This is a genomic window from Pseudomonas sp. Pso3 (assembly GCF_055393275.1).
In genome coordinates this window covers 3664136-3689998 of sequence record NZ_AP043687.1, presented here as the reverse complement: position 1 = coordinate 3689998, position 25863 = coordinate 3664136, and the positions used below count along the sequence as shown (strand labels likewise).

The window sequence follows — 25863 nt, the reverse complement described above, 5'->3', positions numbered from 1 at the left end:
GAGGGATCAGGGGCGGGTGGCAGGCAGGGCGGTGTCTGTGGTGGCGGATGGCTCGTCGTTGAGCTCGCCCAGGTCCAGGCGCTTGAGCGGGCCGACGATGACCAGGTAGGAGAAGGCGCCGAGCAGGCCCATGGCGGCGACGTAGGTGAGGGCCACGTCGAAGGAGCCGAGCTGGTTGATCATCAGGCCGATGGCCAGCGGGGTGACGATGCTGGCGATGTTGCCGCAGAAGTTGAAGATGGCCCCGCTAACGCCCATGGCGCGCTTGGGCGAGACGTCGCCGACGATGCACCAGCCGAGGTTGCCCACGCCCTTGGCGAAGAAGGCGATGGACATCACCAGGGTGACCAGGGCGATGGACTGGGTGTAGTTGGCCACCACGATGCTGCTGGAGAGCAGCAGGCCGACGATGATCGGCGTCTTGCGCGCGGCGGTGAGGCTGTAGCCGCGGCGCAGCATGCCGTCCGACCAGAGTCCGCCGAGAACGCCGCCCAGGCAGCCGGCCACCGGCGGGATGGCGGCGATCAGGCCGACCTTGAGCATTGTCAGGCCCTTGGCCTCGACCAGGTAGGTGGGAAACCAGGTGAGGAAGAACCAGGTGATGGTGGTCAGGCAGAACTGCCCCAGGTAGATGCCCAGCATCATGCGATTGCCGCTGATGGCCTTGAAGGTGCGCCAGCTGAAGGGCGCCCGGGTGTCGCCCAGGTCGGGCAGACCGCCGCCGGCCTCGATGTGGTCCAGCTCGCTCTGGCTGACCCTTTTGTCGTGCCGGGGCTCCTGCACGGTGGCGAACCACAGCAGGCCGATGAGGATGCCGGCGCCGCCCGTCCAGAAGAATACGTGCTCCCAGCCGAACTGGTTGAGCAGGATCACCATCAGCGGCGTGAACACCGCCAGGGCGAAATACTGCGCCGACTGGAAGATGGCGGTGGCCAGGCCGCGCTCCTGGCGCGGGAACCACATCACCGTGAGGCGATTGTTGGCCGGAAAGGCCGGCGACTCCGCCACCCCCATCAGAAAGCGCAGCACGAACAGCGCCAGTAGTGCCGAGGAGAAGAATTCGACGTAGCCCTGCAGGAAGGTCAGCGCCGACCAGAGAATCAGGCTGGCGCCCAGCACCAGGCGCGAGCCGAAGCGATCGAGCACGATGCCGCCGGGAATCTGCATGGCGGTATAGGCCCAGCCAAAGGCCGAGAAGGCAAGACCCATGGCCACGGCGTCGAAGCCGAGGTCGTGACGCATGGCCGGTGCGGCGATGGAGAGGGTGGCGCGGTCGACGTAGTTGAATACCGTGACCAGGAAAATCATCGCCAGGACCAGATAGCGGACGTGGGTCCGCCGCGACGGAGCGGTGGGGTTGCGCATTGTTATTGTCCTTTTCAGCGGGCAAAGCCGGCGGCGAGGCCGGCACCTGCAGGAGGACGCTAAGCTGATTATGCAATCATTCAAGCGTCAGCGCGTGCTCTCGCGCATGACCAGTTCGAAGCCGGTATCCCGTCGCAGCCGTGTCTCCGCGCCTGCCAGCCGGGCGAGCAGGGCCTCCGCGGCCTGGGTGCCCATCTCGGCGCCGCGCACGTCCACGGTGCTCAGCGCCGGGATCAGATGGGCGGCGCTGGCCAGGTTGCCGAAGCCCATCACGGCCAGCTCCTCCGGGACCCGCAGGCCGCGCGCATGGGCTTCGGCCAACGCCCCGTGGGCGAGGGTATCGGAGCTGCAGACCACCACCTCGGGGCAGGCGCCAACGTCGAGCAGGCGGGCCAGGCCCTGGCGACCCAGTGCCGGGGTGGCCGGCGGTGGCAGGCTGACATCGGCTGGCGCGGCCAGGCCCTGGATGGCCAGTTCGTCGCGTAAGGCATCGCGGCGCAGCCGTCCGCGGGGATCGTCCAGGGTCAGGCTGGCGAAGTGGCGATAGCCGCGCGCCAACAGCGCCCGGGCGACGGCCTGGCCTACCGCGACATGGGAAAAGCCCACCAGCATGTCGAGCGGCCGCTCGCCCTGGTCCCAGCACTCCACCAGCGGAATGCCGGCCTGGGACAGGCGTAGTCGGCTGGCGGCCGTGTGCAGGGTGCCGGTCAGCACCATGGCATCGGGGCGGCGGCGCAACAGGGCATCAAGCAGCTGCTCCTCGCGTTCGGTGGAATAGTCGGTCAGGCCCAGCAGGGTCTGGTGGCCGGCCTCGGTCAGGGTCTGCATGAGCGCCTGCACGGTGTCGGCGAAGATGGAATTGACGATGGTGGGCACCAGGATGGCGATCAGCCGACTCTCCTGGGGCGCGCTGCCAGTGGTGAGCATGGCCGGCTGGTAGCCGCTCTCGCGCACCGCGCGAAAGACTTTCTCACGCAATGCCGGGCGGACGATCTCCGGCTGGTTGAGGGTGCGCGAGACCGTGATCGGCGAGACCCCAGCCAGGCGCGCCACGTCCTTGAGGGTCGGCGGCTTGCCATCGGGGCGGCCAGGCCAGGGCGAGGTGTTGCGATCACCGGACAAGAGCGACTCCGCGACAGGAGAGGAAAGCCTGATTCTGCCGAGTCATACGATGACTCTCAAGGCAGACCAGCCACAGACGTACAAGCCAGACCCTGGGCGCGCTGGCTAGCCTAGGTCTCCTTCTCGAAGCCTGGCAGGTGCCCCTTGGAAATCGTCCTCTATGCCTTCAGCGTCATCTACAGCCCTGGCCCGGTAAACGCCCTGGGCCTCAATGCCGGTCTGCGCGGCCAGGCCCGCCGGGCGCTGGGCTTCTATGCCGGGGTGGGCTGCGCCATGCTGGTGCTCTTTCTGGCGCTGGGCTATGCCGGGGCGGTCGTGGTCTCGGGGGTGCTGCTGCCATGGCTGGCGCTCCTCGGCGGTGGCTATTGCCTGTACCTCGGCTATCGCATCGCCCGGGCCGCGCCGCCGACGGCCGAGGGGGAAGGCGCCGCCACGCGGCTGACCTTTGCCAGCGGCCTGCTGATCCAGGGCCTCAATCCCAAGGCGTGGCTGGCGGTGCTGCCCATCGCCACGGTGATGTTTCCGGCGGCCCAGGTGACCGGGGGCAAGATCGCCCTCTGGTCGCTGCCCCTGGCGCTGTCGGCCTGCGGCGCCCCGGCGAGCTACGCCTTGCTCGGGGCGCTGCTCGGGCGCTACCTGGTGCGGGGACGCGGCTTTCGCGCGGTGAATCGGCTGCTGGGCCTGAGTCTGGTTGGCTGCGCCCTGCTGTTGTTCCACGACGCCTGGCGCGGTCTGCTAGGCTGAGCGCCGGAGGAGTCGCCATGAGCAGCCAGATCGAATTGCCCGGTGCCACGGATTGGGTGAGGCACGCCCCGGCCCATGCCGAGCTGGAGTCCATCGAGGCCTTCTTCAGTGGCCATGCCTTCGACCCCCATCGCCATGCCACCTATGCCATCGGCCGTACCCTGGCCGGTGTGCAGAGCTTTTCCTATCGCGGCGCCCGGACCAACAGCCTGCCCGGCGAGACCATGATCCTGCATCCGGACGAGGTCCATGACGGGCGTGCCGGCGCCGCCGATGGCTTTCGCTATCGCATGGTCTATCTGCCGCCGACCCTGGTGCAGGACATCCTGGGTGGACGGCCCTTGCCCTTCCACCGGGAGGGCGTTTCCCTTGACCCGCGCCTGGCACAGGCCACCGAGGCGGTGTTCGCCGCCCTCGACGCGCAATCCGATGTCCTGGCTCGCGACGACGCCCTCTATGGCCTGGTCGCGACCCTGGCCGAGGTCTGCCAGGCCTGGCCCAGTCGCGGACGGGTGGACTTCGCCGCCGCGCTGCGTGCGCGGGAATACCTGGAGGATCATCTGGACCAGGCGGTCACCCTCGACGACCTGGCCCGTTGCGCCGGTCGGGATCGCTGGAGTCTGACCCGGGATTTCCGTGCCTACTTCGGCACCAGTCCCCATCGCTACCTGACCTTGCGCCGTCTCGACCAGGTACGGCTGCAGGTGCGCCTCGGTCGGGGGCTGGCCGAGGCGGCCGTTGCCGCCGGCTTCTATGACCAGAGTCATATGACGAAACATTTCCGCCAGGCCTTCGGCGTGGCGCCGGCGCGCTGGTTTCGGGGGCTGGCGGGAGCACCCGGCGCCACTGTGCTGGCTGGCGTATCCGACCCTTAGCGCCCCAGCGATTGGTGCGGTAGCACACAGCGGCATGCGCCCTTCCCGCAGCGTCGCCAGCGAAACGATCACGGCCGAGGGCAGTCAACCTGTGCGCACTTCATGAACAGGAGCCCTTTTATGACCGGCCAGGGAGAATCCGCCGCTCGTCCCACCTTCAGTCCTCCGGTCTTCTGGACCTCGACCCTGCTGCTACTCGTGCTGGTGCTCTATGCCAGCCTGTTCCAGGCCAATGCCCAGTGGCTGTTCGCCGCCATCCAGGGCTGGATCATCACCAACCTCAGCTGGTTCTACATCCTCGCCGTGGCCATCATCCTCGGCACCGTGGTGTTTCTCGGCATGAGTCGCTATGGCGACATCAAGCTCGGCCCGGACCATAGTGAGCCGGACTACGCCAACACCACCTGGTTCGCCATGCTGTTTTCCGCCGGCATGGGCATCGGTCTTATGTTCTTTGGCGTCGCCGAGCCGGTGATGCACTTTCTCAACCCGCCCTATGCCGATGGCCAGACGGTGGACGCCGCGCGCCAGGCCATGCGCATCACCTTCTTCCACTGGGGCCTGCACGCCTGGTCGATCTATGCCATCGTCGCCCTGATCCTGGCCTACTTCAGCTATCGCCACGGCCTGCCGCTGACCCTGAGATCGGCGCTCTATCCGCTGATCGGCGAGCGCATCCATGGCCCCATCGGCCATGCCGTGGACATCTTCGCCATCATCGGTACGGTGCTGGGCGTCGCCACCTCCCTGGGCTTCGGCGTCTCGCAGATCAACACCGGGCTCAACGTGCTGTTCGGCGTGCCGGTGTCCACCCCGGTGCAGATCGGCCTGATCGTCGTCACCACGGCGCTGGCCACCCTCTCGGTGGTCTCGGGGCTGGACAAGGGCGTCCGGCGGCTGTCGGAGCTCAATCTGGGCCTGGCGGTGCTGCTGATGCTGACCGTGGTCATCCTCGGCCCCACGGTGCTGATCCTGCAGACCTTCGTCGAGAACACCGGGGGCTATCTCAGCGAGATCGTCAGCCGCACCCTCAACCTCAACGCCTATCGACCCACCGACTGGATCGGCGGCTGGACGCTGTTCTACTGGGGCTGGTGGCTGGCCTGGTCGCCCTTCGTCGGGCTGTTCATCGCGCGCATCTCGCGCGGGCGGACCATCCGCGAATTCGTCTCCGGCGTGCTGCTGGTGCCGGCCGGTTTCACCCTGCTGTGGATGACGGTGTTCGGCAACACGGCGATCCACATGATCCTCACCGAGGGCATCACCGATCTGGCCGCCGCGGTATCCCAGGACAGCTCCCTGGCGCTGTTCGCCTTTCTCGAGCACTTCCCCTTCGCCAGCGTGATCTCGCTGATCGCCATCGTCATGGTGGTGGTGTTCTTTGTCACCTCCGCCGATTCCGGCGCCATGGTGGTGGACATGCTGGCCTCCGGCGGTCAGGACCAGACGCCGGTCTGGCAGCGCGTCTTCTGGGGCGCCAGCATGGGGCTGGTGGCCATCGCGCTGCTGCTGGCCGATGGTCTCAAGGCCCTGCAGACCGCCACCATCGCCAGTGCCCTGCCGTTCACCCTCGCCCTGCTGTTCAGCATGCATGGCCTGCTCAAGGCCCTGAAGCTGGACGCCACCAAGCGCGGCCTGCGCCATCAGTCGCTGAGTCTCACCCCGCCCACCAGCCGTACGCCGGGCGGCTGGCAGCGCCGCCTGCGCGGCCTGGCGATGTTTCCGCGGCGCAGCCACGTGGTGCGCTTCATCGGCGAGGTGGCCAAGCCGGCTTGCCTGGCGGTGGCCGAGGAATGGCGCAAGCAGGGCTATGTCTGTGGCGTGGAAGACCGCGAGGATGGCGGGGTGCGGCTGTATGTCGGTCCGGCCGAGCAGCCCGAGTTCGTCTACCAGGTCAGACCCCACGCCTACGCCATGCCCAGTTTCGTCATGGGCAGCGAGCCGGGGGAGGAGCGCAAGTACTTCCGCGCCCAGGTCTATCTGCGCGAGGGGGGCCAGGACCATGACGTCATGGGCTGGTCCCGCGAGGACGTCATCGGCGACATCCTCGACCAGTACGAGCGCCATATGCATTTTCTGCATCTGGTGGGCTGAGAACCTATCCACGATCTGCTGCGCGTCGGCCAAACTGCGTTAAAAACGCCTTCGGAATGCTCATTTACCACTTGTAAACTCCGCTTCCTCAGGCGTTTTTGCCTTGTTTGTCTCTAGCTCGCGAGATCGTGAACAGGTTCTGAAACGAAAAAGCCGGGCGCAGTGCCCGGCTTTTTCATGTTGCGGCGCTCGGGTCATCTCACCCGGAAGCGCCGGACCACCGCGATCAGCTGCTCGTTGGACGACTGCACCGCCGCGGTACTCTCGGCGGTGCGCTGACCGCTGGTGACCAGGTCGTCGACGATATGGCGCACGGCAACCATGTTCTGGTTGATCTCGCCGGCCACCACGCTCTGCTCTTCGGCCGCTGCGGCGATCTGAGTCGAGAGATCGCTGATGCGCACCACCGAACCGCTCATCTCGTCCAGGCCTTCGGTGACCTCGCGGGTGCGCTCGGCAGTGCTCTGGCAACTGGCCTTGGTCATTTCCATGGCCGCGACCGCGGAACTCACCCCCTGCTGCAACCGGTTGAGCATCTCGTTGATCTCGGCGGTGCTCTGCTGGGTACGGCCGGCCAGGGCGCGGACCTCGTCGGCCACCACCGCGAAGCCGCGACCCTGTTCGCCGGCCCGGGCCGCCTCGATGGCCGCGTTGAGCGCCAGCAGGTTGGTCTGACCGGCAATCCCGCCGATCACCCCGAGCACGTCGTTGATGCGCTGGGCATCGCTCTGCATGGCCTGCACCTTGAGGGTGGCGTCTTCCACCTGATCCACCAGGGCCAGCACGCTGGCCGAGGCCTGCTGGACCACCGCGCGGGAACGCTCGGCCTGGCCGTTGGCGGCCTGGGTGAGGGTGGCGGTATCGCTGGCACTGCGCGCCACGGAGTCGGAGGTGGCGCTCATCTCGGTGATGGCGGTCACCGCCTGGTCGGTCTCGCTGGCATGGCGGGCCAGGATGGCACCGTTCTGCTGGGCCTGGCCGTGCAGTTGCTTGAGACCGGTGTCGATGCGGTCGGTGGCGTCGCCCACCTCGCCGATCAGCCGCTGCAGATAGCCGATGAAGCCGTTGACCGCGCCGGCCACCGCGTCCACCTCGTCCTGGCCGTGCACCGGGATGCGCCGGGTCAGGTCGGCGTCGCCGGCGGACAGGGATTCGATGTTGCGTTGCAGCAGGCCCAGGCGACCCATCAGCTTGCCGAGCGCCAGCACCATGATGCCTACCAGCAGCAGGACCAGCGGCAGCTGGATCGCCGCCAGGGTCTTGAGGATACCGGTGTTGGTCGCCGCGATGAGCGAGGTGGGCAGCGCCGTGGCCAGCAGCCAGGGGGTGCCGGCCAGCGGGCGCAGGAAGAAGGTGTGGGGCGTGCCGTGCTCGTCGACATAGGTGTCGCGCACCACGGCCTCGCCCTTGAGCTTGCCGAGGTTCTGCTGGATGGCGGCGACGAAGGGCGAACGGGTGGCATAGGCCGAGACGTTGTTCAGGATCTGCGAATCGCCGAGTTCGCTGAGGTTGCTGAGGATCTTGCCGTCGGCCTCGACGATCATCATGTCGGTGTCGTCGAGTTCCTTGCGCAGGCTGTCCACCAGGGGGTTGAAGAAGCCCAGGGTGAGGTCGATGGTCGAGACGCCAAAGGCCTTGCCGTCGCGCTGGATGGCCATGGCGCAGTTGGTGCGCGGCTCGGCGCTGGCGGCGTCCTTGTAGGCGGCCGCCCAGACGCACTGGCCGGCGGGAGCCTTGAGGCCAGCCTGGAACCAGGGTTGCTCCCAGTAGTTGAGCGACTCGGGGGAGTTCCAGTGGGTATTGACGATCAGCTTTCCGCCAGCATCGCGGTGATAGAAGGTGCTGAACTTGTCGCGGCCCTGCTCGCGCTGGTTGGGCAGCGGCCAGATGCCGCCGCCGAACACCTTGGCATCGCCGTACTGGTCCACCAGGCCGGGCAGCACCCGGTCGATGGCGGCGCTGTCCAGCAGCGGCACGGTCTGGGTGATGGATCGTTGCTGCGCCTGGATCTGGTTGAGTTCGCGATAGATGCGGGTGCCCACCTCGTTGACGCGGGTGAGCACGGCGGATTCACCGGCGGCGACCAGGTCCGGCGTCACCCACAGGCGAATACCGATGACGGTGGCCGCGAGGGTCGCGCCGATGAAGCCGAGGAAGATCAGGGTGTAGCGGGTCCGAATGGTGTTCAAGGCCATGGTGTCGCTCCTGCGGTTACAGCGTCGTTCACGCTGCGAAAGGCATCCTTGGCGGTGTTCTGAACGAGGATGTCAGAGCCTTATCGGCGTCTGACGTGTGACCTTTAGTCGCAGGAGGCGCGGGATATCGGGACGCGAATCCAGTCGCGCCGTGACCTGGCAGCCGCTTTCCGGTCAGAGGATTGCGCCGTGCGGCGATCAAGGTCGCACGGTGCGGATTTCGCCCTGCCAGACGCCCGCGTGCAGGCGGACGATCACCAGGCAAGGGCCGTCGCCTGGCGCCGCGACCAGGCACCCGCCATCGGCCTGCCAGAAGGCACTGCGACCCACGCAGGCATAGCCGCCGGTGGGCGCGCCGTGATTGGCCAGGAGCACCGGCATGCCCAGGCGTCGGGCATGGCCGGCGAGGCGGGCGCTGTCGGCGGGATAGCCGGTCGGACCTATCACCGCCGAAGCCAGATAGAGATCGGCGCCGCGGGCACGGGCGGCATCGGCATGGGCCTCGTGATTGCTGTCGGCGCAGATCGCCAGTGCGGCCTTCAGCTCGCGCACCTCCAGCAAGTCCCCGCCATGGCCGGGCACGAAGGGCGGCGCCTCGCCCGGATGCAGGTATTCCTTGGTGTGGACGCGACAGCTGCCATCGGCGCCCAGGATCAGCGCGCCGATCTGCAATCCCGCCACGCCCCGCACGGGCGCTCCGACCACGGCCGTCAGCCCGGCCGCGCGGCAGGCTTCGCGCAGCGGCAGCAGGCGGGCATCGCTGCTTTCCAGCGTCAGCCCTGCCGCCAGGGTCGGCTCATAGCCGGTCAGGGACAGTTCCGGAAACAGCAGGAGCTCCACCCCGGCGTCGGCAGCCGCGGCGATGAAGTCGAGATGGGTGCGCAGATTGGCGGCGAGGTCGCCGGCGAGCGAAACGGATTGGGCGGCGGCCAGGGTAGGGGTGGGCATCGTGACTCCGGGGAAAGCGGCAGCGCCCGGGAGAGCGGGCCCGGCCATCGCTATGGGGAGGGCGTCCGGCAGGGGAGGTCAGGCTGGGTTGCCTCCCGGTTATACCGCTATCGCTACCTCTCAGTATTTGGCCAGGAGGCGCCTCGCTATAGTCGGGCCGTCTATCAATTTCAAGAATAACAGGACGGGTCATGGCGATAATCAACTATGTAACGGAGATCCGCTTCGGTGCCGGCTGTGCGGCCGAACTGGCCGACGTCAACGCCCGGCTGGGCTTCCAGCGGCCACTGATCGTCACCGATCGGGGCGTGGTGGCCGCCGGTCTCATCGAGCAACTGGTGGAGCAGAATCCCCTGGCCGCCTACCAGGTGTTCGACGCCACCCCGGCCAATCCCACCGAGGCCGCCACCCGCGAGGGCGTCGCCTGTTTCCGGGATGCGGACTGCGACGGCATCATCGCCGTCGGCGGGGGTTCGCCCATCGACCTGGCCAAGGCCATCGCCGTGTCCGCGCGCCATCCCGGACCGCTGAAGCAGTTCGCCCTCATCGAAGGCGGCCTGACGCGGATCACCGCGGCGACGGTGCCCATCGTGGCCATTCCGACCACGGCCGGCACCGGCAGCGAGGTGGGACGCGGCGCCATCATCATCCTCGACGATGGCCGCAAGGTCGGCATCCTCTCGCCCCATGTCATCCCGCGGGTGGCCATCTGCGATCCGCTGCTGACGCTCAGCCTGCCGCCGCACCTGACCGCCGCCACGGGCATGGACGCAGTGGCCCACTGCATCGAGACCTTTCTCGCGCCCGGTTTCAATCCGCCGGCCGAGGGCATCGCCCTGGACGGCCTGCGCCGGGCCTGGCGCCATCTGGAACTGGCGTTCAACGAGCCCAGCAACCTGGAAGCCCGCACCCAGATGCTCAGCGCCTCGCTGCAGGGGGCGCTGGCCTTCCAGAAGGGGCTGGGCTGCGTGCACAGCCTGAGTCACTCGCTGGGCGGCATCGATCCGCGGCTGCACCATGGCACCCTCAACGCGGTCCTGCTGCCGGCCGTGGTGGCCTTCAACCGGAGCGCCGAATCGGTGATCCGCGACGAGAAGCTCGAACGCCTCGCCCAGGCCATGGAACTGCCGCCGCGGCTGTCGGTGGAGCAGGCGCTGGCGCACAAGGCCGAAGCCCTGCGGCTGCCGACGGGGCTGGCGCAGATGGGGGTCGACAAGGGACTCATCCCGCGCATCGTCACCGGCGCCCTGGCCGATCACAGCCACCGGACCAATCCCCGGGAAGCCTCGGCGGAGGACTATGCCCAGCTGATCCAGGCCTCGTTCTGAGGCCCCGACTTCCCTAGCGGCAAGCCCTTCCGCTGCAGTGCCATCCGCCGTCCTGCCTCGCGCCTCGACTCGATCCGGGCGGGCAGCGGGCTGCGGATGACCGCCAGCCGTTCTGCAAGACCCTCGCGACAATCACAACAATTAAAGGACGCGAAACATCATGGCCCATCCCAGTACCGCCGCATCCCCGGTGCAGTTCGATCCGCTCTATCGCAAGGTCGCCTGGCGCGTGTTGCCGCTGCTGCTGCTCGGTTACATCATCGCCTATCTCGATAGGGTCAACGTCGGCTTCGCCAAGCTCGCCATGCTCAGCGACCTCGGCATGTCCGACGCGGCCTATGGCCTGGGCGCCGGCATCTTCTTCATCGGCTACTTCCTCTTCGAGGTCCCCAGCAACCTGATGCTGCATCGCGTCGGCGCCAAGCTGTGGATCGCCCGCATCATGATCACCTGGGGCCTGGTCTCGTCGCTGATGGCCTTCACCGGGCCCATAGCCCAGTTGCTGGGCATCAGCCACGAACTGACCTTCTATGGCCTGAGATTCCTGCTCGGCGTCTGCGAGGCGGGCTTCTTTCCCGGGGTCATCCTCTACCTGACCTACTGGTTTCCCGCGGCGCTGCACAGCCGCATGATGGCCATCGTCATCCTCGGCAATCCGGTCTCCTTCATCTTTGGCGGTCCGCTCAGCGGCGCCATCATGTACTACATGGGCAGCAACGGCCTGCTGGCGGGCTGGCAGTGGATGTTTGTCATCGAGGCGGTGCCGGCCGTGGTGGTCGGGGTGGTGGTGCTCTGGCTGCTGGACAACGGCATCCAGGACGCCCGGTGGCTGAACCAGCAGGAAAAGGCCGAACTCACCCGGCGTCTGGCCCTGGAGGCCGCGGAAAAGCCGCGCATCGCCCTCAAGCGGCTGTATGCCCTGCCCATCATCTGGCTGCTCACGGTCATCTACGTCCTGCTGATGCTCGGCAACTACGGCATCAATTTCTGGGTGCCGACCATCATCAAGAACGCCGGGGTGGCCTCGGTCCTGGACATCGGCCTCATCACCGCCATCCCCTATGTGTTCGGCGCGGCGACCATGGTCTGGGTCACCCGCCAGGCCCAGCGCACGGGTAACCAGCGCGCCTATGGCGCCCTGATGTCGGTGCTGGCCGGGATCGGCCTGATCCTCTGCGCGGCCTTTCCCCAGCACCTGCTGCTGATGATCCTCGGTGTTGCCTTTGCCGTGGGTGGCAGCCTGAGCGCCATCGCCCTGTTCTGGGGGCTGCCCGGCGCCTTTCTGCAGGGCGCCGCCGCCGCGGCCGGCATCGCCATCATCAACTCCTTCGGCAATCTCGGCGGCTTTGCCGGGCCCTATCTGCTGGGGTTGCTGACCACGCTGTTCGGCTCGGCGCAGGTCGGGCTGATGCTGCTCGGGGGTTGCCTGCTGGGGTGCGCGGCGCTGATGCTGTGGGTGACCCGCCGGCCCGCGCCGTCGACTACCGGGCTGCTGGCCGAGTAGCCACGCCGCGCCAGCCGCGCCTTTCGAGCGGAAGCGACTATCCTTCGCTGCCGCTTTCCCTGTCAGTGAAGAGGACGTCATGGATCTGGTCAGCGAGTTGCACACCATCGTCGGGCGGCGCCATGTCCTACAGGGCGACGCCGCGACCCGACGCTTCCGCCTGGGCATCCGCTATGGTGGCGGGGCGGTGCTCGCCGTGGTGCGGCCCGGCAGCCTGCTGGAGATGTGGCGCGTGCTGCAGCGCTGCCACAGCGCCGGCACCATCATCATCTGCCAGGCGGCCAACACCGGCCTGACCGGCGGCTCCACCCCGGTGGCCGAGGGCTACGACCGGCCGGTGGTGCTGATCAACACCCTGCGCCTGACCCGCCTGGCCCTGCTGCGTCAGGGCGAACAGGTGCTGTCCCAGCCGGGTGTGACCCTGAGCCAGTTGGAGACGACGCTGAAACCCCTGGGCCGCGAGCCGCACTCGGTGATCGGCTCGACCTGCATCGGCGCCTCCGTCACCGGTGGCGTCTGCAACAACTCCGGCGGCTCGCTGATCCGCCGCGGACCGGCCTTTACCCAGCTGTCGCTGTTCGCCCGCATCGACGAAGCCGGGCAGCTGCAACTGGTCAACCACCTGGGCCTGGCCTTGGGCGACACCCCCGAGGAGATCCTCAGCCGGCTCGACGAGGGTCGTTTCGACGACAGCGTCGTGCAGGATCCGGCCGGGGCCATGGCCTCCGATCGCGAATACGCCCGCCATGTCCGCGACGTGGCCTCGGCCACCCCGGCGCGCTACAACGCCGATCCGCGGCGGCTGTACGAAGCCTCGGGTTCGGCGGGCAAGATCGCCGTGTTCGCCCTGCGCCTGGACACCTTCGCCGCCGATCGCAACACCCGGGTGTTCTACATCGGCTCCAATCGGGCCGCTGATCTGGAAGCCATCCGCCGGCACATCCTGGTCAACTTCGCCCAGCTGCCCATCGCCGGCGAATACATGCACCGCACGGCCTACGAACTCAGTCGTACCTACGGCAAGGACCTGTTCCTGTTCATCCAGCGCTGTGGTGCGCAACGGGTGCCCCAGGCCTTTGCCTGGAAGACCCGCTTCGATGCCCTGAGCGAACGCCTGGGCCTGGGTGCCCAGCTTGGCGATCGCCTGCTGCAACGTCTGGCGGCGCCCTTGCCGGAGCACCTGCCGGCGCGCCTCAACGCCTTTGCCGCGCGCTTCGAGCACCATCTGCTGCTGAAGATGGGCGAAGACGGCATCGACGAGGCCCGCGCCTATCTGCAGTCCTGGCTGCCCAGCGCCGACGCGGACTTCATCGAGTGCAACGCGGAGGAGGGCAACGCCGCCTTCCTCAATCGCTTCGCGGTCGGCAATGCCATGAATCGCTACCGGGCGGTGCACCGGGACACCGTGGAGGACATCCTCGCTCTGGACATCGCCCTGCCGCGCAACACCCAGGACTGGTTCGAGACCCTGCCGCCGGAGCTGGCGGAGCAGATCGAGGTGACCATGTATTGCGGGCACTTCTTCTGCCACGTGCTGCACCAGGAATACCTGGTGAAGAAGGGCCGGGACTGCGCGGCGCTCAAGCGTCGCCTGCTGGCCCTGCTGGAGGCCCGCGGCGCGCGTTATCCCGCCGAGCACAATGTCGGTCACCTCTACGCCGCGGCGCCGGAACTGGAGCGGCACTATCGCCAGCTCGATCCGACCAACGCCTTCAATCCGGGCATCGGGCAGCTGACGCGGCGCCATCGCTGGCAGGAGGACTGCTGCACCACGCATGCCGGCGATGCCATCGCCGCGGTGGCGAAGGCGGCCCGGGCGGAGACCGCGGAGACGAGTCGCACGTCCTGAGCTGCGGGACGGCTCAGTCTTCCCGCTGGATGGCGTAGAGCGATTCCACCAGCAGCGCGAACGCCGGATTCTGCTGGGCGCTGCGCCGCGAGACCAGCTCATAGGGCTCGCTGTGCGACCTCAGCTCCAGCGGCAGGCGGCTGACCAGGCCATGCTGGCAGACATAGTCCGCCACCTCGACCGACACCAGGGCCACCAGCCGGGGATTGCGGCTCAACAGCGAAAGGGTGGTCAGCGCCGAGGTGGTCTCGATCAGGTGCAGCGGAAAGGGCAGCTGCGCCTCGAAGAATTCGTGTTCCAGGGTGCGTCTCATGGGCATATTGGCCCGATAGACCACCCAGCGACTGTCCGAGAGATCCCGCAACTCGACCCGCTCGCGCTGGGCGGCCGGATGGGCGGCGTGGGCGATGACCGCCAGGGACTCGTCCTTGATGACCAGGGCGTCGTAGCTTTCCGGCCGCTCGCTGACCGACAGGCGACAGATGGCCGCGTCCAGCCGTCCCTGGTCGATCAGGCCGAGCAGGGTCGTGCTGGTGTCTTCCACCACCTCGATGGACAGCCGCGGCTGCAAGTCCAGCAGCCGCGAGATGGCATGGGTGAGCAGGGGCACGGCGCCCATGATGGTGCCGATGGCCAGCTTGCCGCCGGAGCCGCTGGCGATGGCGTGGAGTTCGAGGCGCAGATTGTCCAGGTCGGCCTGGATCAGCCGGGCGAAGCGAATGGCGCAGGTACCCGCCGGGGTCGGCAGCAGGCCGCGATTGGTGCGCAGGAACAACTCGACTCCCAGGGCGGACTCCAGCTCCTTGAGCGCCTTGCTGGCGCCTGGCTGGGTGAGCCCCAGGCCTTCCGCGGCATTGAGCAGCGAACCCTTTTCCGCCAGAGCGATGAGCAGGCGCAGCTGCTTGGCGTGCAGGCGCGACATGATGGCGTTGAGGCTGGCGAGCTGCTTCATTGACCGACCGTTATACCGCGCTTGCTTATGGTTGATCCCGAGGGCTCTAGCCTAGAGCAAGTCGTTGCTTGCGTATAACGGACTGTAATAGGAGCGGGGCTTGATCGGCCGCGAGCCTGCCGCTAGGAGGCGTGGTTCGATTCGTTGGGCTTCGGCGATAGAGCCGCCTCAACCCAACCGACGGGCCCCGTAGGTTGGGTTGAGCGCCAGCGAAGCCCAACGGGTTGGACTCAGGGCGCGCACCCGTTCCCTCACCCCAACCCTCTCCCGGAGGGAGAGGGGGCGGCTGGGGCATGAAGGGATGCGGCGGCATCAAAATGCAGGATTTTTACCCCCTCTCCCCTTGGGAGAGGGTTGGGGTGAGGGCCCGCAGGAAGGCAAGGCGTCATCGAGCTGCGCGCTTTTACCCCCTCTCCCTTTGGGAGAGGGCTGGGGTGAGGGCTGAAACCCTAGAGCAGCGTGAAACTCCCCTCGCGCACCCGCTCCGAATCCAGGCCGACCATCACCCTGAACTCGCCCGGTTCCGAGACCAGCTTGAGGTCGTTGTTGTAGAAGCGCAGGTCCGCCTCGGTGATGGGGAAGTCCAGCTCGCGACTCTCGCCCGGTTGCAGCATCACCTTCTGGAAGCCCTTGAGCTCCTTGACCGGTCGCGCCAGGGAGGCGGTCACGTCGTGCAGATAGAGCTGCACCACGGTGGCGCCTGCGCGGCTGCCAGTGTTCTTGACCGTGACCCTGGCGGTCAGGGTGTCGCCCTTCTTCAGGGTGGCGCTGGACAGCTGCGGCGCCGAGACCTCGAAGGAGGTGTAGCTCAGGCCGTAGCCGAAGGGGTAGAGCGGACCGTTGACGATGTCGAAGTAGCGCGAGGTGTACTTGTTCGGCTTGGCCGCATCGAAGGGGCGACCGCTGCTCAGGTGGTTGTAGTACAGCGGCACCTGGCCCACTTCCCGGGGAAAGGTCATGGTCAGCTTGCCGGAGGGGTTGTGGTCGCCGAACAGCACATCGGCCACGGCGTTGCCGCCTTCGGTGCCGGGGAACCAGGCTTCCAGCAGGGCGTTGGCCTGTTCCTGCTCCCATTCCAGCGCAAGCGGGCGGCCGTTCATCAGCACCAGCACCAGCGGCTTGCCGGTGGCCTTGAGTGCCTTGATCAGCTCGCGCTGGGTGTCGGGCACGCTGATGCGGGCGCGGCTGGAGGCCTCGTGGGCCATGCCCTGGGATTCGCCGACCACGGCCACCACCACCTCGGCCTGGCGCGCGGTGGCCACGGCTTCGGCGATCAGTTCGCTGGCGCTGCGCGGATCCACGGCGACCGCCGGTTCGTAGGAGTTGAGGTAGGCCAGCACATCGCGGTCGTCCAGCAGGTTGGCGCCCTTGGCATAGAGCACCTTGCCCTGACCGGCCACGGCGTTTTCCAGGCCGCGGCGGATGGAGACGGCCTGGGCGGCCACGCCGGCGGCGGACCAGTTGCCCATGACGTCGCGCGGACTGTCGGCCAGCGGACCGACCACCGCCAGGGTGGCGCCCTTGCGCAGCGGCAGCACGGCCTTTTCGTTCTTCAGCAGCACCAGGCTCTCGCGGGCCACCTGACGCGCCTCGGCGCGGTGCAGCCGCGATTCGGCGTTGGTGTCGGCCGGATCCTGGCCCTGCAGGTGGCGATAGGGATCGTCGAACAGGCCCATGCGGTACTTGGTCAAGAGCATGTCGCGCACGGCCTGGTCGATCTCGGCCTGGGTCACCTTGCCGGCGGCCAGCAGTGCGGGCAGCTGCTTGCCGTAGACGTCGTCGTGCATGTTCAGCTCGACGCCGGCCTTGAGCGCCTGTTCGGCGGCGTCGCGGGTGTCCTTGGCCACCCCGTGCAGCACCAGCTCGTTGATGGCGCCGTGGTCGCTGATCAGCAGGCCCTGGTAGTTCCAGTCCTTGCGCAAGAGGTCCTGCAGCAGCCAGCGATTGGCCGTGGCCGGGACGCCGTTGATGCTGTTGAGCGCCACCATCACCGCCCCGGCACCGGCCTCGGCGGCGGCGCGATAGGGCGGCAGGTAGTCCTGCATGAGTCGCTGCGGACTCATGTCGACGTTGCTGTAGTCACGCCCGGCTTCCACGGCGCCGTAGCCACCGAAGTGCTTGATGCTGGCCATGAGACTGTCGGGGGCGCGCAGGTCCTTGCCCTGGTAGGCGTGCACCAGGGTGGCGCCGATGCGCGAGGTCAGCCAGGTGTCTTCGCCGAAGGTTTCCGAGGCACGGCCCCAGCGCGGTTCGCGGGTCACGTCGACGGTGGGGGAGAAGGTCAGGTTGAGGCCGTCGGCCGCCGCTTCCAGGGCGGAGATGCGCCCGCTGGTGGCGATGGCGTCGAGATTCCAGGTGCTGGCCAGGCCCAGGTTGATGGGGAAGATGGTGCGCATGCCGTGGATGACGTCATAGGCATAGAACAGCGGGATCTTCAGCCGGCTGTGGGCGACCTGGTCCTGCATCTGGCGGATGTCGGGGCGGGTCACGGTGTTGAACATGGCGCCCACCTTGCCGGCGCGGATGTCCGCCATGATGGCTTCCTTGGGATAGTCCGGCCCGACGCTCACCAGATTGAGCTGGCCGATCTTTTCCTCCAGGGTCATCTTCGCCAGCAGGGCGTCGACGTAGGCGCGTGCCGGATCCCTGTCCTGCGCTGGGGCGAGGGTGGCGCTGACCGCCAGTCCCAGGCCGAGCATGAGTGCGGTGAGGCGTGGTGCGTTCAACATCGTCCCCCAATTCCCTGTGCGTACTTTCTCGTTGTTCTTGGGCACCCTTGTGCCGAGGGGATTGTACAACCGCGACGCCGGGAAGCGGAGCCGTTGACGGCCGGCGGGCGAGCCGGTCGTCAGGGGCCTGGGAGAGGGGGGCGAAGATCTAGAAACGCGGCTTGCGGGTTTCCCAGTCCGGCTGGTACTTGCGCATCTGGCGCACGTCGTCGCGGCTGCGGATGTCGATAGCGAGGAACTGCTCGTGCAGCTTGGCGAGCTGATCCTGGTTCAGCTCCACGCCCAGGCCGGGCGCATCGGTGATCGCCACGCAGCCATTGCGGATCGGCAGCTTGCCGCCCCGGATGACCTCTTCGTCCTCTTCCTGCCAGGGATAGTGGGTGTCGCAGGCATAGGCCAGGTTGGGCACCGCGGCGGCCACGTGGGTCATGGCCATGAGGCTGATGCCCAGGTGCGAGTTGGAGTGCATGGAGACGCCCAGGCCAAAGGTGTCGCACAGCCGCGCGAGGATCTGGGTGTCCCGGAGGCCGCCCCAGTAGTGGTGGTCGGCGAGCACGATCTGCACGCTGTTCTGGGCCACGCTGCGGCGGAATTCGTCGAAATCGGTGACCACCATGTTGGTGGCCAGGGGTATGCCGGTGCGCCGGTGCAGTTCGGCCATGCTGTCCAGGCCCGGAGTCGGATCCTCGTAGTACTGCAGGTCGTCCTTCAGCACCTCGGCGATGCGCAGCGACGTTTCCAGCGACCAGTTGCCGTTGGGGTCGATACGCAGCGGCGCTTCCGGGAAGGCCTGGCGCAGGGCCTTGATGCAGGCCGCTTCGTGATCCGGACCGAGCAGGGTGCCCGCCTTGAGCTTGATGCTCTGGAAGCCGTTCTCCTCGATCATCCGCGCCGCCTGGGCCACCACCTGCTCGGGGCTGATGGCCTCGCCCCAGCGATCGGGCGGGTAGGGCGCATCGATATGCTCGGCGTACTTCAAGAACAGATAGGCGCTGAAGGGCACCTCGCGGCGCACCGCACCGCCCAGCAATTCGACCAGGGGAATGCCCAGGGAGCGCGCCTGCAGATCGAGGAAGGCCACCTCGAAGGCGGAATAGGCGTTGGCCACCTGCTTGCTCGGATGGGAGCCGGGCGCCAGTTCGGCACCGGCCACCACGCCGCCGGCGAGGCCGGCGACGGTCTCCACCACCCGGGCGCGCAGGCCGTTGAGGTCCCAGGCGGAGAGGCCGACCAGGCTGCTTTCCATGGCCTTCAACACCGCCAGCACCGGGGCGTCGCCATAGCTCTCGCCGAGGCCGATGTGGCCGTTGTCGCCTTCCACCTCGATGATGGATCTCAGTGCATAGGGTTCGTGGATGCCGCTGGCGTTGAGCAGCGGTGCATCGCGAAAGGCGATGGGGGTGACGGTGATCCGTTTGATCTTCACGCTCAGACTCCTGGACTTGTAGTTGTGGTGGTCTTTGTCAGTCATCGTATGACTACCGATCGGGATCTTCAACCGAAAGAAGTGCCATGACCCCGGCGGGATGACCGCATATCGCATCGGGGTTGCCCGCTCCGGTCGGGGCTGGATAAATAGCCAGCCGCCACCCTATTCGCACCTTTCGCATGAAAGCTCCGCTCGAAGATCCCCTCTACTATCTGCACAACTTCCAGCGGGTACTGGACTGGGTCGCCCTGCGCTATCCCGATCTGCTCGACGACCGCGAGCAGGCCTTCATCACCGCCTTCGCCGAGCTGCCGCAGCCCTCGCGGGCTCTGCTGGTGCGCCTGGTTATGCGCAAGGGCGAGGTGTTCCGTGCCAGCAAGCTGGTGTATGGCGAGATCGGCTGCCCCCGCGCCGCGGCGAGTCCGCTGGTGGAGCTCGGCTGGCTGCTGGCCGATCCGGAATTGCACCTGATCGAACTCTTCGCCCTGCTGCGCAAGGAAGAGCTGCTCGGCTGCTTTGGCAATCGCCTACCCAAGGCCGGGCGCAAGGAAGACTGGCTGGCGCGGCTGGAGGCCGAGCAGGCCACACCCCTGGCGTTCAGCGGCTGGACCGGCAGCGTGCCCGAGCTGGTGGCGGAGGGCGTCTGGCGGCTGACGCTGATGGACCTCTGCGATCGCCTGCGTCTGCTGTTCTTTGGCAACCTGCACCAGGACTGGACCGACTTCGTGCTGGCCGATCTGGGTATCTTCCAGTACGAGACGGTGGCCTTCAGCGCCGAATCCCGCGCCTTCGGCCAGCGCCACGAGGTGGACGCCTACCTCCACATCCAGCGCTGCCGCCAGGCGCTGCGCGATGGGCTGCCGGCCGCCGAGCTGCTGCCGTTGCTGCCCGCCGAACGCTTCGCCAACACCTGGCTGGAATTGCGCCGCGGCAAGCTGCTCCACGAACTGGCGCAGCACCACGAACGCCTTGGCGAACTGGCCCAGGCGCAGGCGCTCTACGCCGCCTCGGCGCACCCCGAATCGCGTATCCGCGCCCTGCGCATGCTCGAACGGCTGGAGGACTGGCCCGCCGCCCAGGCGCTGGCGGAAGCCATCGTCGCCGCCCCGGCCCATGACGCCGAACGCCAGCAGGTGGCGCGCATCCTGCCGCGGCTGGTGCGCAAGCAGGGCGGCCCGCCCAACAGGCGCCGTCCGGCCAGCCCGGTGGAGCGCCTCGACTTCGAACTGGTCAACGACGGCCTGCGCCGGGTCGAGTGGCTGGTGCGCGAGCACCTGGGCCGCGACGAGGCGCCGGTGCACTACGTGGAAAACACCCTGCTCACCAGCCTGTTCGGGCTGCTGTGCTGGGACGCCATCTTCCTCGCCATCCCCGGCGCCTTCTTCCACCCCTATCAGCGCGAACCGGCCGACCTGCGTCTGCCGGGCTTTCGCGAGCGGCGGGCCGAGGCCTTCGCCGCCTGCCTGGCGCGCCTGGACGACGGCTCCTATCCCGCGGTGATCCGCGAGCGCTTCGCCAGCAAGCGCGGCCTGGCCTCGCCCTTCGTCGCCTGGGGCATCCTCGGCAGCGAACTGCTCGACCAGGCCCTGGCCTGCCTGCCGGCGCGGCACCTGCGGCTGTGCTTCGAACGGCTGCTGGAGGATCCGGAAAACAACCGCACCGGCTTGCCCGACCTGATCCAGTTCTGGCCGGCGGAAGGCCGCTACCGGATGATCGAGGTCAAGGGCCCGGGCGACCGCCTGCAGGACAACCAGCGCCGCTGGCTAGACTTCTTCGCTGCCCATGACATCCCGGTCAGCGTCTGCCACGTGCAGTGGCAGGTGGCCGCGACCTCCGCATGAGCTATCGCATCGCCGTTCGCGCCCTCTGCGAATTCACCGCCAAGGCCGGCGATCTGGATCTCAGATTCACCCCGTCGCCCACCGCCCTGGAAGGCATCGAGGGCCACCAGCGGGTAGCCGCCCGGCGCGGCCCCGGCTATGAGCGCGAGGTCAGCCTGCAGGGCGACTTCGAAGACCTGCAGGTGCGCGGCCGTGCCGACGGCTTCGACGCCGCAGCCCAGCGCCTGGAGGAGATCAAGACCCACAGGGGCAGTCTGGAGCGCCAGCCAGGCAACCATCGCCACCTGCACTGGGCCCAGGCCAAGGTCTATGGCCATCTGCTCTGCCAGAGCCGCGAGCTGCCTGAGCTGACCCTGGCGCTGGTCTATTTCGACATCGGCACGGGTGCCGAGACCGTCTTCACCGAGCAGTGGACGGCGGCGGACCTGGCCGCGCATTTCGAACTCCAGTGTTCGCGCTTTCTCGCCTGGGCGCGCCAGGAGCTGGCCCATCGCGCCACGCGGGATGCGGCGCTGGCGACCCTGGCCTTTCCCCATCCCGACTTTCGCCACGGCCAGCGGCCCCTGGCGGAAGCCGTCTACAAGGCCGCCAGCGTCGGCTGCTGCCTGCTGGCCCAGGCACCCACCGGTATCGGCAAGACGGTGGGTACCCTGTTCCCGCTGCTCAAGGCCATGCCGCGGCAGAAGCTGGACCGGCTTTTCTTCCTCGCCGCCAAGACCCCTGGCCGCGCCCTGGCCCTGCATGGCCTGGAGTCCCTGGCCGCGCCGGTGCGGGTGCTGGAACTGGTGGCGCGGGACAAGGCCTGCGAGCACCCGGAACTGGCCTGCCATGGCGAGTCCTGCCCGCTGGCGCGTGGCTTCTATGACCGCCTGCCGGCCGCTCGCGCTGCCGCCCTGGCCGAGCCTACGCAGCTGACCCGGGCGCGGGTGCGGGAGACGGCCCTCGCCCATGAGGTCTGCCCCTATTACCTGGCCCAGGAACTGGCGCGCTGGAGCGACGTGGTGGTGGGCGACTACAACTACTACTTCGACGGCAGCGCCATGCTCCACGCCCTGGCCCAGACCCAGGAATGGCGGGTCGGGGTGCTGGTGGACGAAGCCCACAACCTGCTCGACAGGGCGCGCGGGATGTACAGCGCCAGCCTCGACCAGCGTCGCCTGGCCGCCGGCAAGGCCGTGGCGCCCCCGGCCATCGCCAAAGGCCTGCAGGCGCTCAATCGCGAGTGGAATCGCCTGCACAAGGAGCAGCAGGTCGACTACCAGGTACAGCCGGACTTGCCCGCCGCCTTCCTGACCGCCCTGCAACGGGTGGTGGGTCTGCTCACCGAGCACTTCGGCGAATCCGGGCAGCCGCCGGCGCCGGAGTTGCAGACGCTGTTCTTCGACCTGTTGCAGTTCATGCGCCTGGGCGAGACCTTCGGCGATCACTCGCTGTTCGATGTCACCCTGCTCAAGGGTCGCGGCAAGGCGCAGTCGCAACTCAACCTGCGCAACCTGGTGCCGGCGCCCTTCGTCGGTCCGCGGCTGGCGGCGGCGCACAGCTGCACCCTGTTCTCCGCCACCCTGATTCCCCAGCATTTCCACCGCGACCTGCTCGGGGTCCCGGCCGGCAGCGCCTGGGTCGACGTCGCCTCGCCCTTCGCCGCCGAGCAGCTGGAGGTGCGCCTGGTGCGGCTGTCCACCCGCTACGCCGACCGCGCCGCCTCCCGCGCGCCCATCGCCGCCCTGATCGCCAGTCGCTATCGCCAGCGCCCGGGCAACTACCTGGCCTTCTTCAGCAGCTTCGACTACCTCGACCAGGTGGCCGAGGCGCTGGCCGAGCTGGCGCCCGACGTGCCCCAGTGGCGCCAGTCCCGCGGCATGGACGAAGCCGCGCGCCAGGCGTTTCTCGAGCGTTTCCAGGCCGACGGCCGCGGCATCGGCTTCGCCGTGCTCGGCGGCAGCTTTGGCGAGGGCATCGACCTGCCCGGCGACCGCCTGATCGGCGCCTTCGTCGCCACCCTGGGCCTGCCCCAGCTCAATCCGGTCAACGAACAGCTGCGCCAGCGCCTGCAACGGCGCTTCGGCGACGGCTATCGCTATGCCTACCTCTATCCTGGGCTGCAAAAGGTCATCCAGGCCGCCGGCCGGGTGATCCGCACCGTGCAGGACCGCGGCTGCCTCTATCTCATCGACGACAGATTCACCCAGCCCGAGGTCAGGGCGCTGCTGCCGAGCTGGTGGCAGGTGGAGGAGGGCGCGGTGCACACGGGCGAACCTGCGCCGGCTTGAAGACTATCGCGGCCATGGGCCGCTCGCCGATGCAACTGATCCTATGGCACTCCGGTGTTTTGTTGATCGCGGCCATGGGCCGCTCCTACGATTACATCGAGCCTGTAGGAGCCACTGTCTTGGCCGTTATAGGGGCGCACCAGGTGTAGAGCCGTAGCGTGGAAAACGGCGCAGCCTTTTCCACTGGGGACTTCGTGGCGAGGGCGCCCTCACCCCAACCCTCTCCCGAGGGGAGAGGGAGCCATCCGCGCAGGCGGTCATCTCCATCATCGAGCCTGTAGGAGCGGCCCATGGCCGCGATCACCGTACAGCCGTTGCTTAGGCCTCCGGCGTCTCCTCGCAAAACCTCAGCCTGTTACCGAAGGGATCGGCGATCTCCATCACCAGGCCCCAGGGCCATTCCTCGATACCCGGGCGGGCGAAGCCGTAGTCCCTGGCCAGCAATTCGGCCTGGAAGGCGCGGATGCCGGTCAGGCGGACGAAGACCGTCGAGCCGGGGCAGGCATCGCCGTGGTGGCCGGAGAGATGCAGGCGCAGGCCGGCGCGCTCGACTTCGGCGTACAGCGGCAGCCCCGGTTCGAAGCGGTGTTCCCAGACCAGGCGGAAACCTAGGAAGTGGCAGTAGAATTCACGCGCCTTTTCGTCATCGAAGATGCGCAGGATGGGGCTGGGTTGCCCGAAGGCGATGGCGGCAGCGGCCATGAGGGGCTCCAGGGAAGCGGCAAGGGAAGGTCGATGATGCCCTTTCCGGGCGGCCCGGCAACCGGAACTGTGATCCGGAAAGCTTTGGTAACCCCTCTGGCAGGCCAGAGCGTGCGCTAGGCTGCAGTTCACCGGTGCGATGGCGAACCTATCCGGGTATCGTGCATTCTTTTTCCTTTCTGGCGGTTCGGCTGGGCCGAATCTTTCATCCTTAGTGACCAAGGTTGATCCATGCAGCGTAGACACCTGCTCAAAGCGTCCCTGGCCCTGGCGGCCTACACCGGCATTCCCTCCACCGGGCTGTTCGCCCTCCAGGCCTTTGCCAATCCGGCCAATGGCGATGGCCAGGCCTTCGATTTCGACTGGCTCAAGCAGCACGCCAAGGAGCTGGCCGGCCAGGCCTACCAGCCCACCGCCCAGAAACTGCCCGACACCCTGGCGAACATGACGCCGCAGCAGTTCAACGCCATCGGCTACGATGCCAAGCATTCGCTCTGGCACGACCTCAAGGGCCAGCTGGACGTGCAGTTCTTCCACGTCGGCATGGGCTTCAAGACCCCGGTGCGGATGTTCTCGGTGGACCCCAAGACCAACGAGGCCAAGGAAGTCCACTTCCGCCCCGAGCTGTTCAACTACAACGACAGCGGCGTCGACAAGAGCCAGCTCAAGGGCGACCTGGGCTTCGCCGGCTTCAAGCTGTTCAAGGCGCCGCACCTGGCCCAGTACGATATCGTCTCCTTCCTTGGCGCCAGCTACTTCCGCGCCGTGGACAAGACCCGCCAGTACGGCCTCTCGGCCCGCGGTCTGGCCATCGACACCTATGCCGATCGCCCCGAGGAATTCCCCGACTTCACCAAGTTCTGGTTCGTCACCCCGAACAAGAACAGCACCCGCTTCGTGGTCTATGCGCTGCTGGATTCGCCCAGCGCCACCGGCGCTTATCGCTTCGATATCGACTGCCTGAACGACCGCGTGGTGATGGACGTGGACGCCAACGTCAACGCCCGCCGCGACATCAAGCAACTGGGCATCGCGCCCATGACCAGCATGTTCGGCTGCGGCACCCACGAGCGCCAGACCTGCAACACCTACCACCCGCAGATCCACGACTCCGATCGCCTGGCCATGTGGAAGGGCAACGGCGAGTGGATCTGCCGTCCGCTGAACAATCCGCCCAAGCTGCAGTTCAACGCCTTCAAGGACGACAGTCCCAAGGGCTTCGGCCTGGTGCAGACCGATCACGAATTCGAAAGCTACCAGGACGTCATGGTCCGCTACGACCGCCGGCCGAGTCTGTGGGTCGAACCCACCTCCGCCTGGGGCGAGGGTGCCATCCAGTTGCTGGAGATCCCCACCACCGGCGAGACCCTGGACAACATCGTGGCCTTCTGGGCGCCGGCCGAGACCATCACCGCCGGCAAGTCGCTGCACTATGGCTACAAGCTGCACTGGAGTGCGCTGCCGCCGGTGAGCACGCCGCTGGCGCGGGTCTATGCCACCCGTTCCGGCATCGGCGGCTTCCCCGAGGGCTGGGCGCCCGGTGAGCACTGGCCCAAGGTCTGGGCGCGGCGCTTCGCCATCGATTTCAACGGCGGCGGCCTGTCGTTCCTGCCCGAGGGTACCGGCATCGAGCCGGTGGTCACCGTCACCGACGGCAAGGTGCAGGATTTCCACGTGCTCAAGATCGACGAGATCGGCGGCTACCGGGTGATCTTCGACTGGTACCCCACCAGCGACAAGGCCGATCCGGTGCAGATGCGTGCCTTCATCCGCACCCAGGATCGCGCCCTGAGTGAAACCTGGCTGTACCAGTACTTCCCGCCAGCCGCCGATAAGCGCCGCTATCCGGACTGGAAACAGTCCTAAGCGGTCAGCAAAAAGCCGCTGTGCCTCCCCGGCGCAGCGGCTTTTTTGTG

General features: G+C 67.5%; 16 protein-coding genes and 2 pseudogenes. 9 read left to right on the top strand and 9 right to left on the bottom strand.

Features of this window, described 5'->3' with window-relative positions; all coding sequences use genetic code 11:
- Nucleotides 1-6: 6 nt before the first annotated feature.
- Both ACZ5R1_RS17395 and ACZ5R1_RS17390 read right to left on the bottom strand, forming a co-directional pair.
- Nucleotides 7-1365, bottom strand: a complete 1359-nt coding sequence (locus ACZ5R1_RS17395; RefSeq protein ID WP_181084191.1) for an MFS transporter — start codon at nt 1363-1365, stop codon at nt 7-9.
- 87 nt (nt 1366-1452) lie between these two features.
- Nucleotides 1453-2487, bottom strand: coding sequence for a LacI family DNA-binding transcriptional regulator (locus ACZ5R1_RS17390; protein ID WP_042136235.1), 1035 nt, complete (start codon nt 2485-2487; stop codon nt 1453-1455).
- Between the two features lie 144 nt (nt 2488-2631).
- Between ACZ5R1_RS17390 and ACZ5R1_RS17385 the strand changes: the two genes are divergently transcribed.
- The 3 genes from ACZ5R1_RS17385 to ACZ5R1_RS17375 all read left to right on the top strand — a co-directional run bounded on the left by ACZ5R1_RS17385 (nt 2632) and on the right by ACZ5R1_RS17375 (nt 6200).
- Nucleotides 2632-3231, top strand: coding sequence for a LysE family translocator (locus ACZ5R1_RS17385; RefSeq protein ID WP_316857047.1), 600 nt, complete (start codon nt 2632-2634; stop codon nt 3229-3231).
- A 17-nt stretch (nt 3232-3248) separates the two neighbouring features.
- Nucleotides 3249-4106 carry an AraC family transcriptional regulator gene (locus ACZ5R1_RS17380; RefSeq protein ID WP_278896141.1) on the top strand — a complete coding sequence of 286 codons (858 nt, stop codon included), beginning with the start codon at nt 3249-3251 and terminating at the stop codon, nt 4104-4106.
- Nucleotides 4107-4226: 120 nt separating this feature from the next.
- Nucleotides 4227-6200, top strand: coding sequence for a BCCT family transporter (locus tag ACZ5R1_RS17375; protein WP_027602507.1), 1974 nt, complete (start codon nt 4227-4229; stop codon nt 6198-6200).
- Between the two features lie 194 nt (nt 6201-6394).
- Here ACZ5R1_RS17375 and ACZ5R1_RS17370 read toward each other — a convergent pair.
- From ACZ5R1_RS17370 to ACZ5R1_RS17360, 3 genes and pseudogenes are all read right to left on the bottom strand, one after another.
- A pseudogene (locus ACZ5R1_RS17370) lies at nt 6395-6967 on the bottom strand (methyl-accepting chemotaxis protein); the annotation flags it as partial.
- A 336-nt stretch (nt 6968-7303) separates the two neighbouring features.
- Nucleotides 7304-8395 (bottom strand): annotated as a pseudogene (locus ACZ5R1_RS17365) (cache domain-containing protein); the annotation flags it as partial.
- 198 nt (nt 8396-8593) lie between these two features.
- Entirely contained in the window at nt 8594-9343 is a 750-nt protein-coding gene (locus tag ACZ5R1_RS17360) for a carbon-nitrogen hydrolase family protein (protein ID WP_464712611.1), read from the bottom strand.
- 191 nt (nt 9344-9534) lie between these two features.
- Here ACZ5R1_RS17360 and ACZ5R1_RS17355 point away from each other — a divergent pair, with 191 nt between their 5' ends.
- From ACZ5R1_RS17355 to dld, 3 genes are all read left to right on the top strand, one after another.
- Entirely contained in the window at nt 9535-10671 is a 1137-nt protein-coding gene (locus ACZ5R1_RS17355) for an iron-containing alcohol dehydrogenase (protein ID WP_288463476.1), read from the top strand.
- Between the two features lie 160 nt (nt 10672-10831).
- On the top strand, nt 10832-12175 hold the full coding sequence (locus ACZ5R1_RS17350) for an MFS transporter (protein ID WP_042136225.1): 1344 nt from the start codon (nt 10832-10834) through the stop codon (nt 12173-12175).
- A 79-nt stretch (nt 12176-12254) separates the two neighbouring features.
- Nucleotides 12255-14024, top strand: a complete 1770-nt coding sequence (dld, locus tag ACZ5R1_RS17345) for a D-lactate dehydrogenase (RefSeq protein WP_464712610.1) — start codon at nt 12255-12257, stop codon at nt 14022-14024.
- A 13-nt stretch (nt 14025-14037) separates the two neighbouring features.
- Here the strand turns inward: dld and ACZ5R1_RS17340 are convergent, their stop codons facing one another.
- From ACZ5R1_RS17340 to ACZ5R1_RS17330, 3 genes are all read right to left on the bottom strand, one after another.
- Nucleotides 14038-14976, bottom strand: a complete 939-nt coding sequence (locus ACZ5R1_RS17340; protein ID WP_027602512.1) for a LysR family transcriptional regulator — start codon at nt 14974-14976, stop codon at nt 14038-14040.
- Between the two features lie 449 nt (nt 14977-15425).
- A complete protein-coding gene (gene bglX, locus ACZ5R1_RS17335; protein WP_464712609.1) occupies nt 15426-17705 on the bottom strand; it encodes a beta-glucosidase BglX in 2280 nt (759 codons plus the stop codon).
- Between the two features lie 148 nt (nt 17706-17853).
- Nucleotides 17854-19131: a glucarate dehydratase family protein gene (locus ACZ5R1_RS17330; RefSeq protein ID WP_464712608.1), complete on the bottom strand. Its 1278-nt coding sequence runs from the start codon at nt 19129-19131 to the stop codon at nt 17854-17856.
- 182 nt (nt 19132-19313) lie between these two features.
- On the opposite strand from ACZ5R1_RS17330, the gene ACZ5R1_RS17325 reads away from it, so the two are divergent.
- Nucleotides 19314-20975, top strand: coding sequence for a VRR-NUC domain-containing protein (locus tag ACZ5R1_RS17325; protein WP_464712607.1), 1662 nt, complete (start codon nt 19314-19316; stop codon nt 20973-20975).
- Nucleotides 20972-23245: an ATP-dependent DNA helicase gene (locus ACZ5R1_RS17320; RefSeq protein WP_464712606.1), complete on the top strand. Its 2274-nt coding sequence runs from the start codon at nt 20972-20974 to the stop codon at nt 23243-23245. Before ACZ5R1_RS17325 ends, ACZ5R1_RS17320 begins: the two co-directional genes overlap by 4 nt.
- Before the next feature lie 318 nt (nt 23246-23563).
- On the opposite strand, the gene ACZ5R1_RS17315 is transcribed toward ACZ5R1_RS17320, so the two are convergent.
- Nucleotides 23564-23947, bottom strand: a complete 384-nt coding sequence (locus ACZ5R1_RS17315) for a glyoxalase superfamily protein (protein WP_464712605.1) — start codon at nt 23945-23947, stop codon at nt 23564-23566.
- A 231-nt stretch (nt 23948-24178) separates the two neighbouring features.
- Here ACZ5R1_RS17315 and ACZ5R1_RS17310 point away from each other — a divergent pair, with 231 nt between their 5' ends.
- Nucleotides 24179-25813, top strand: coding sequence for a glucan biosynthesis protein D (locus tag ACZ5R1_RS17310; RefSeq protein WP_027602518.1), 1635 nt, complete (start codon nt 24179-24181; stop codon nt 25811-25813).
- Nucleotides 25814-25863: the final 50 nt, after the last annotated feature.

Bases quoted from the DNA above. Each gene is read 5' to 3' on its own strand.
- ACZ5R1_RS17315 (WP_464712605.1), bottom strand. From the start codon at position 23,947: ATGGCCGCTGCCGCCATCGCCTTCGGGCAACCCAGCCCCATCCTGCGC.
- ACZ5R1_RS17395 (WP_181084191.1), bottom strand. From the start codon at position 1,365: ATGCGCAACCCCACCGCTCCGTCGCGGCGGACCCACGTCCGCTATCTG.
- ACZ5R1_RS17355 (WP_288463476.1), top strand. From the start codon at position 9,535: ATGGCGATAATCAACTATGTAACGGAGATCCGCTTCGGTGCCGGCTGT.
- ACZ5R1_RS17310 (WP_027602518.1), top strand. From the start codon at position 24,179: ATGCAGCGTAGACACCTGCTCAAAGCGTCCCTGGCCCTGGCGGCCTAC.
- dld (WP_464712610.1), top strand. From the start codon at position 12,255: ATGGATCTGGTCAGCGAGTTGCACACCATCGTCGGGCGGCGCCATGTC.
- ACZ5R1_RS17340 (WP_027602512.1), bottom strand. From the start codon at position 14,976: ATGAAGCAGCTCGCCAGCCTCAACGCCATCATGTCGCGCCTGCACGCC.
- ACZ5R1_RS17350 (WP_042136225.1), top strand. From the start codon at position 10,832: ATGGCCCATCCCAGTACCGCCGCATCCCCGGTGCAGTTCGATCCGCTC.
- bglX (WP_464712609.1), bottom strand. From the start codon at position 17,705: ATGTTGAACGCACCACGCCTCACCGCACTCATGCTCGGCCTGGGACTG.
- ACZ5R1_RS17320 (WP_464712606.1), top strand. From the start codon at position 20,972: ATGAGCTATCGCATCGCCGTTCGCGCCCTCTGCGAATTCACCGCCAAG.
- ACZ5R1_RS17360 (WP_464712611.1), bottom strand. From the start codon at position 9,343: ATGCCCACCCCTACCCTGGCCGCCGCCCAATCCGTTTCGCTCGCCGGC.
- ACZ5R1_RS17380 (WP_278896141.1), top strand. From the start codon at position 3,249: ATGAGCAGCCAGATCGAATTGCCCGGTGCCACGGATTGGGTGAGGCAC.
- ACZ5R1_RS17325 (WP_464712607.1), top strand. From the start codon at position 19,314: ATGAAAGCTCCGCTCGAAGATCCCCTCTACTATCTGCACAACTTCCAG.
- ACZ5R1_RS17375 (WP_027602507.1), top strand. From the start codon at position 4,227: ATGACCGGCCAGGGAGAATCCGCCGCTCGTCCCACCTTCAGTCCTCCG.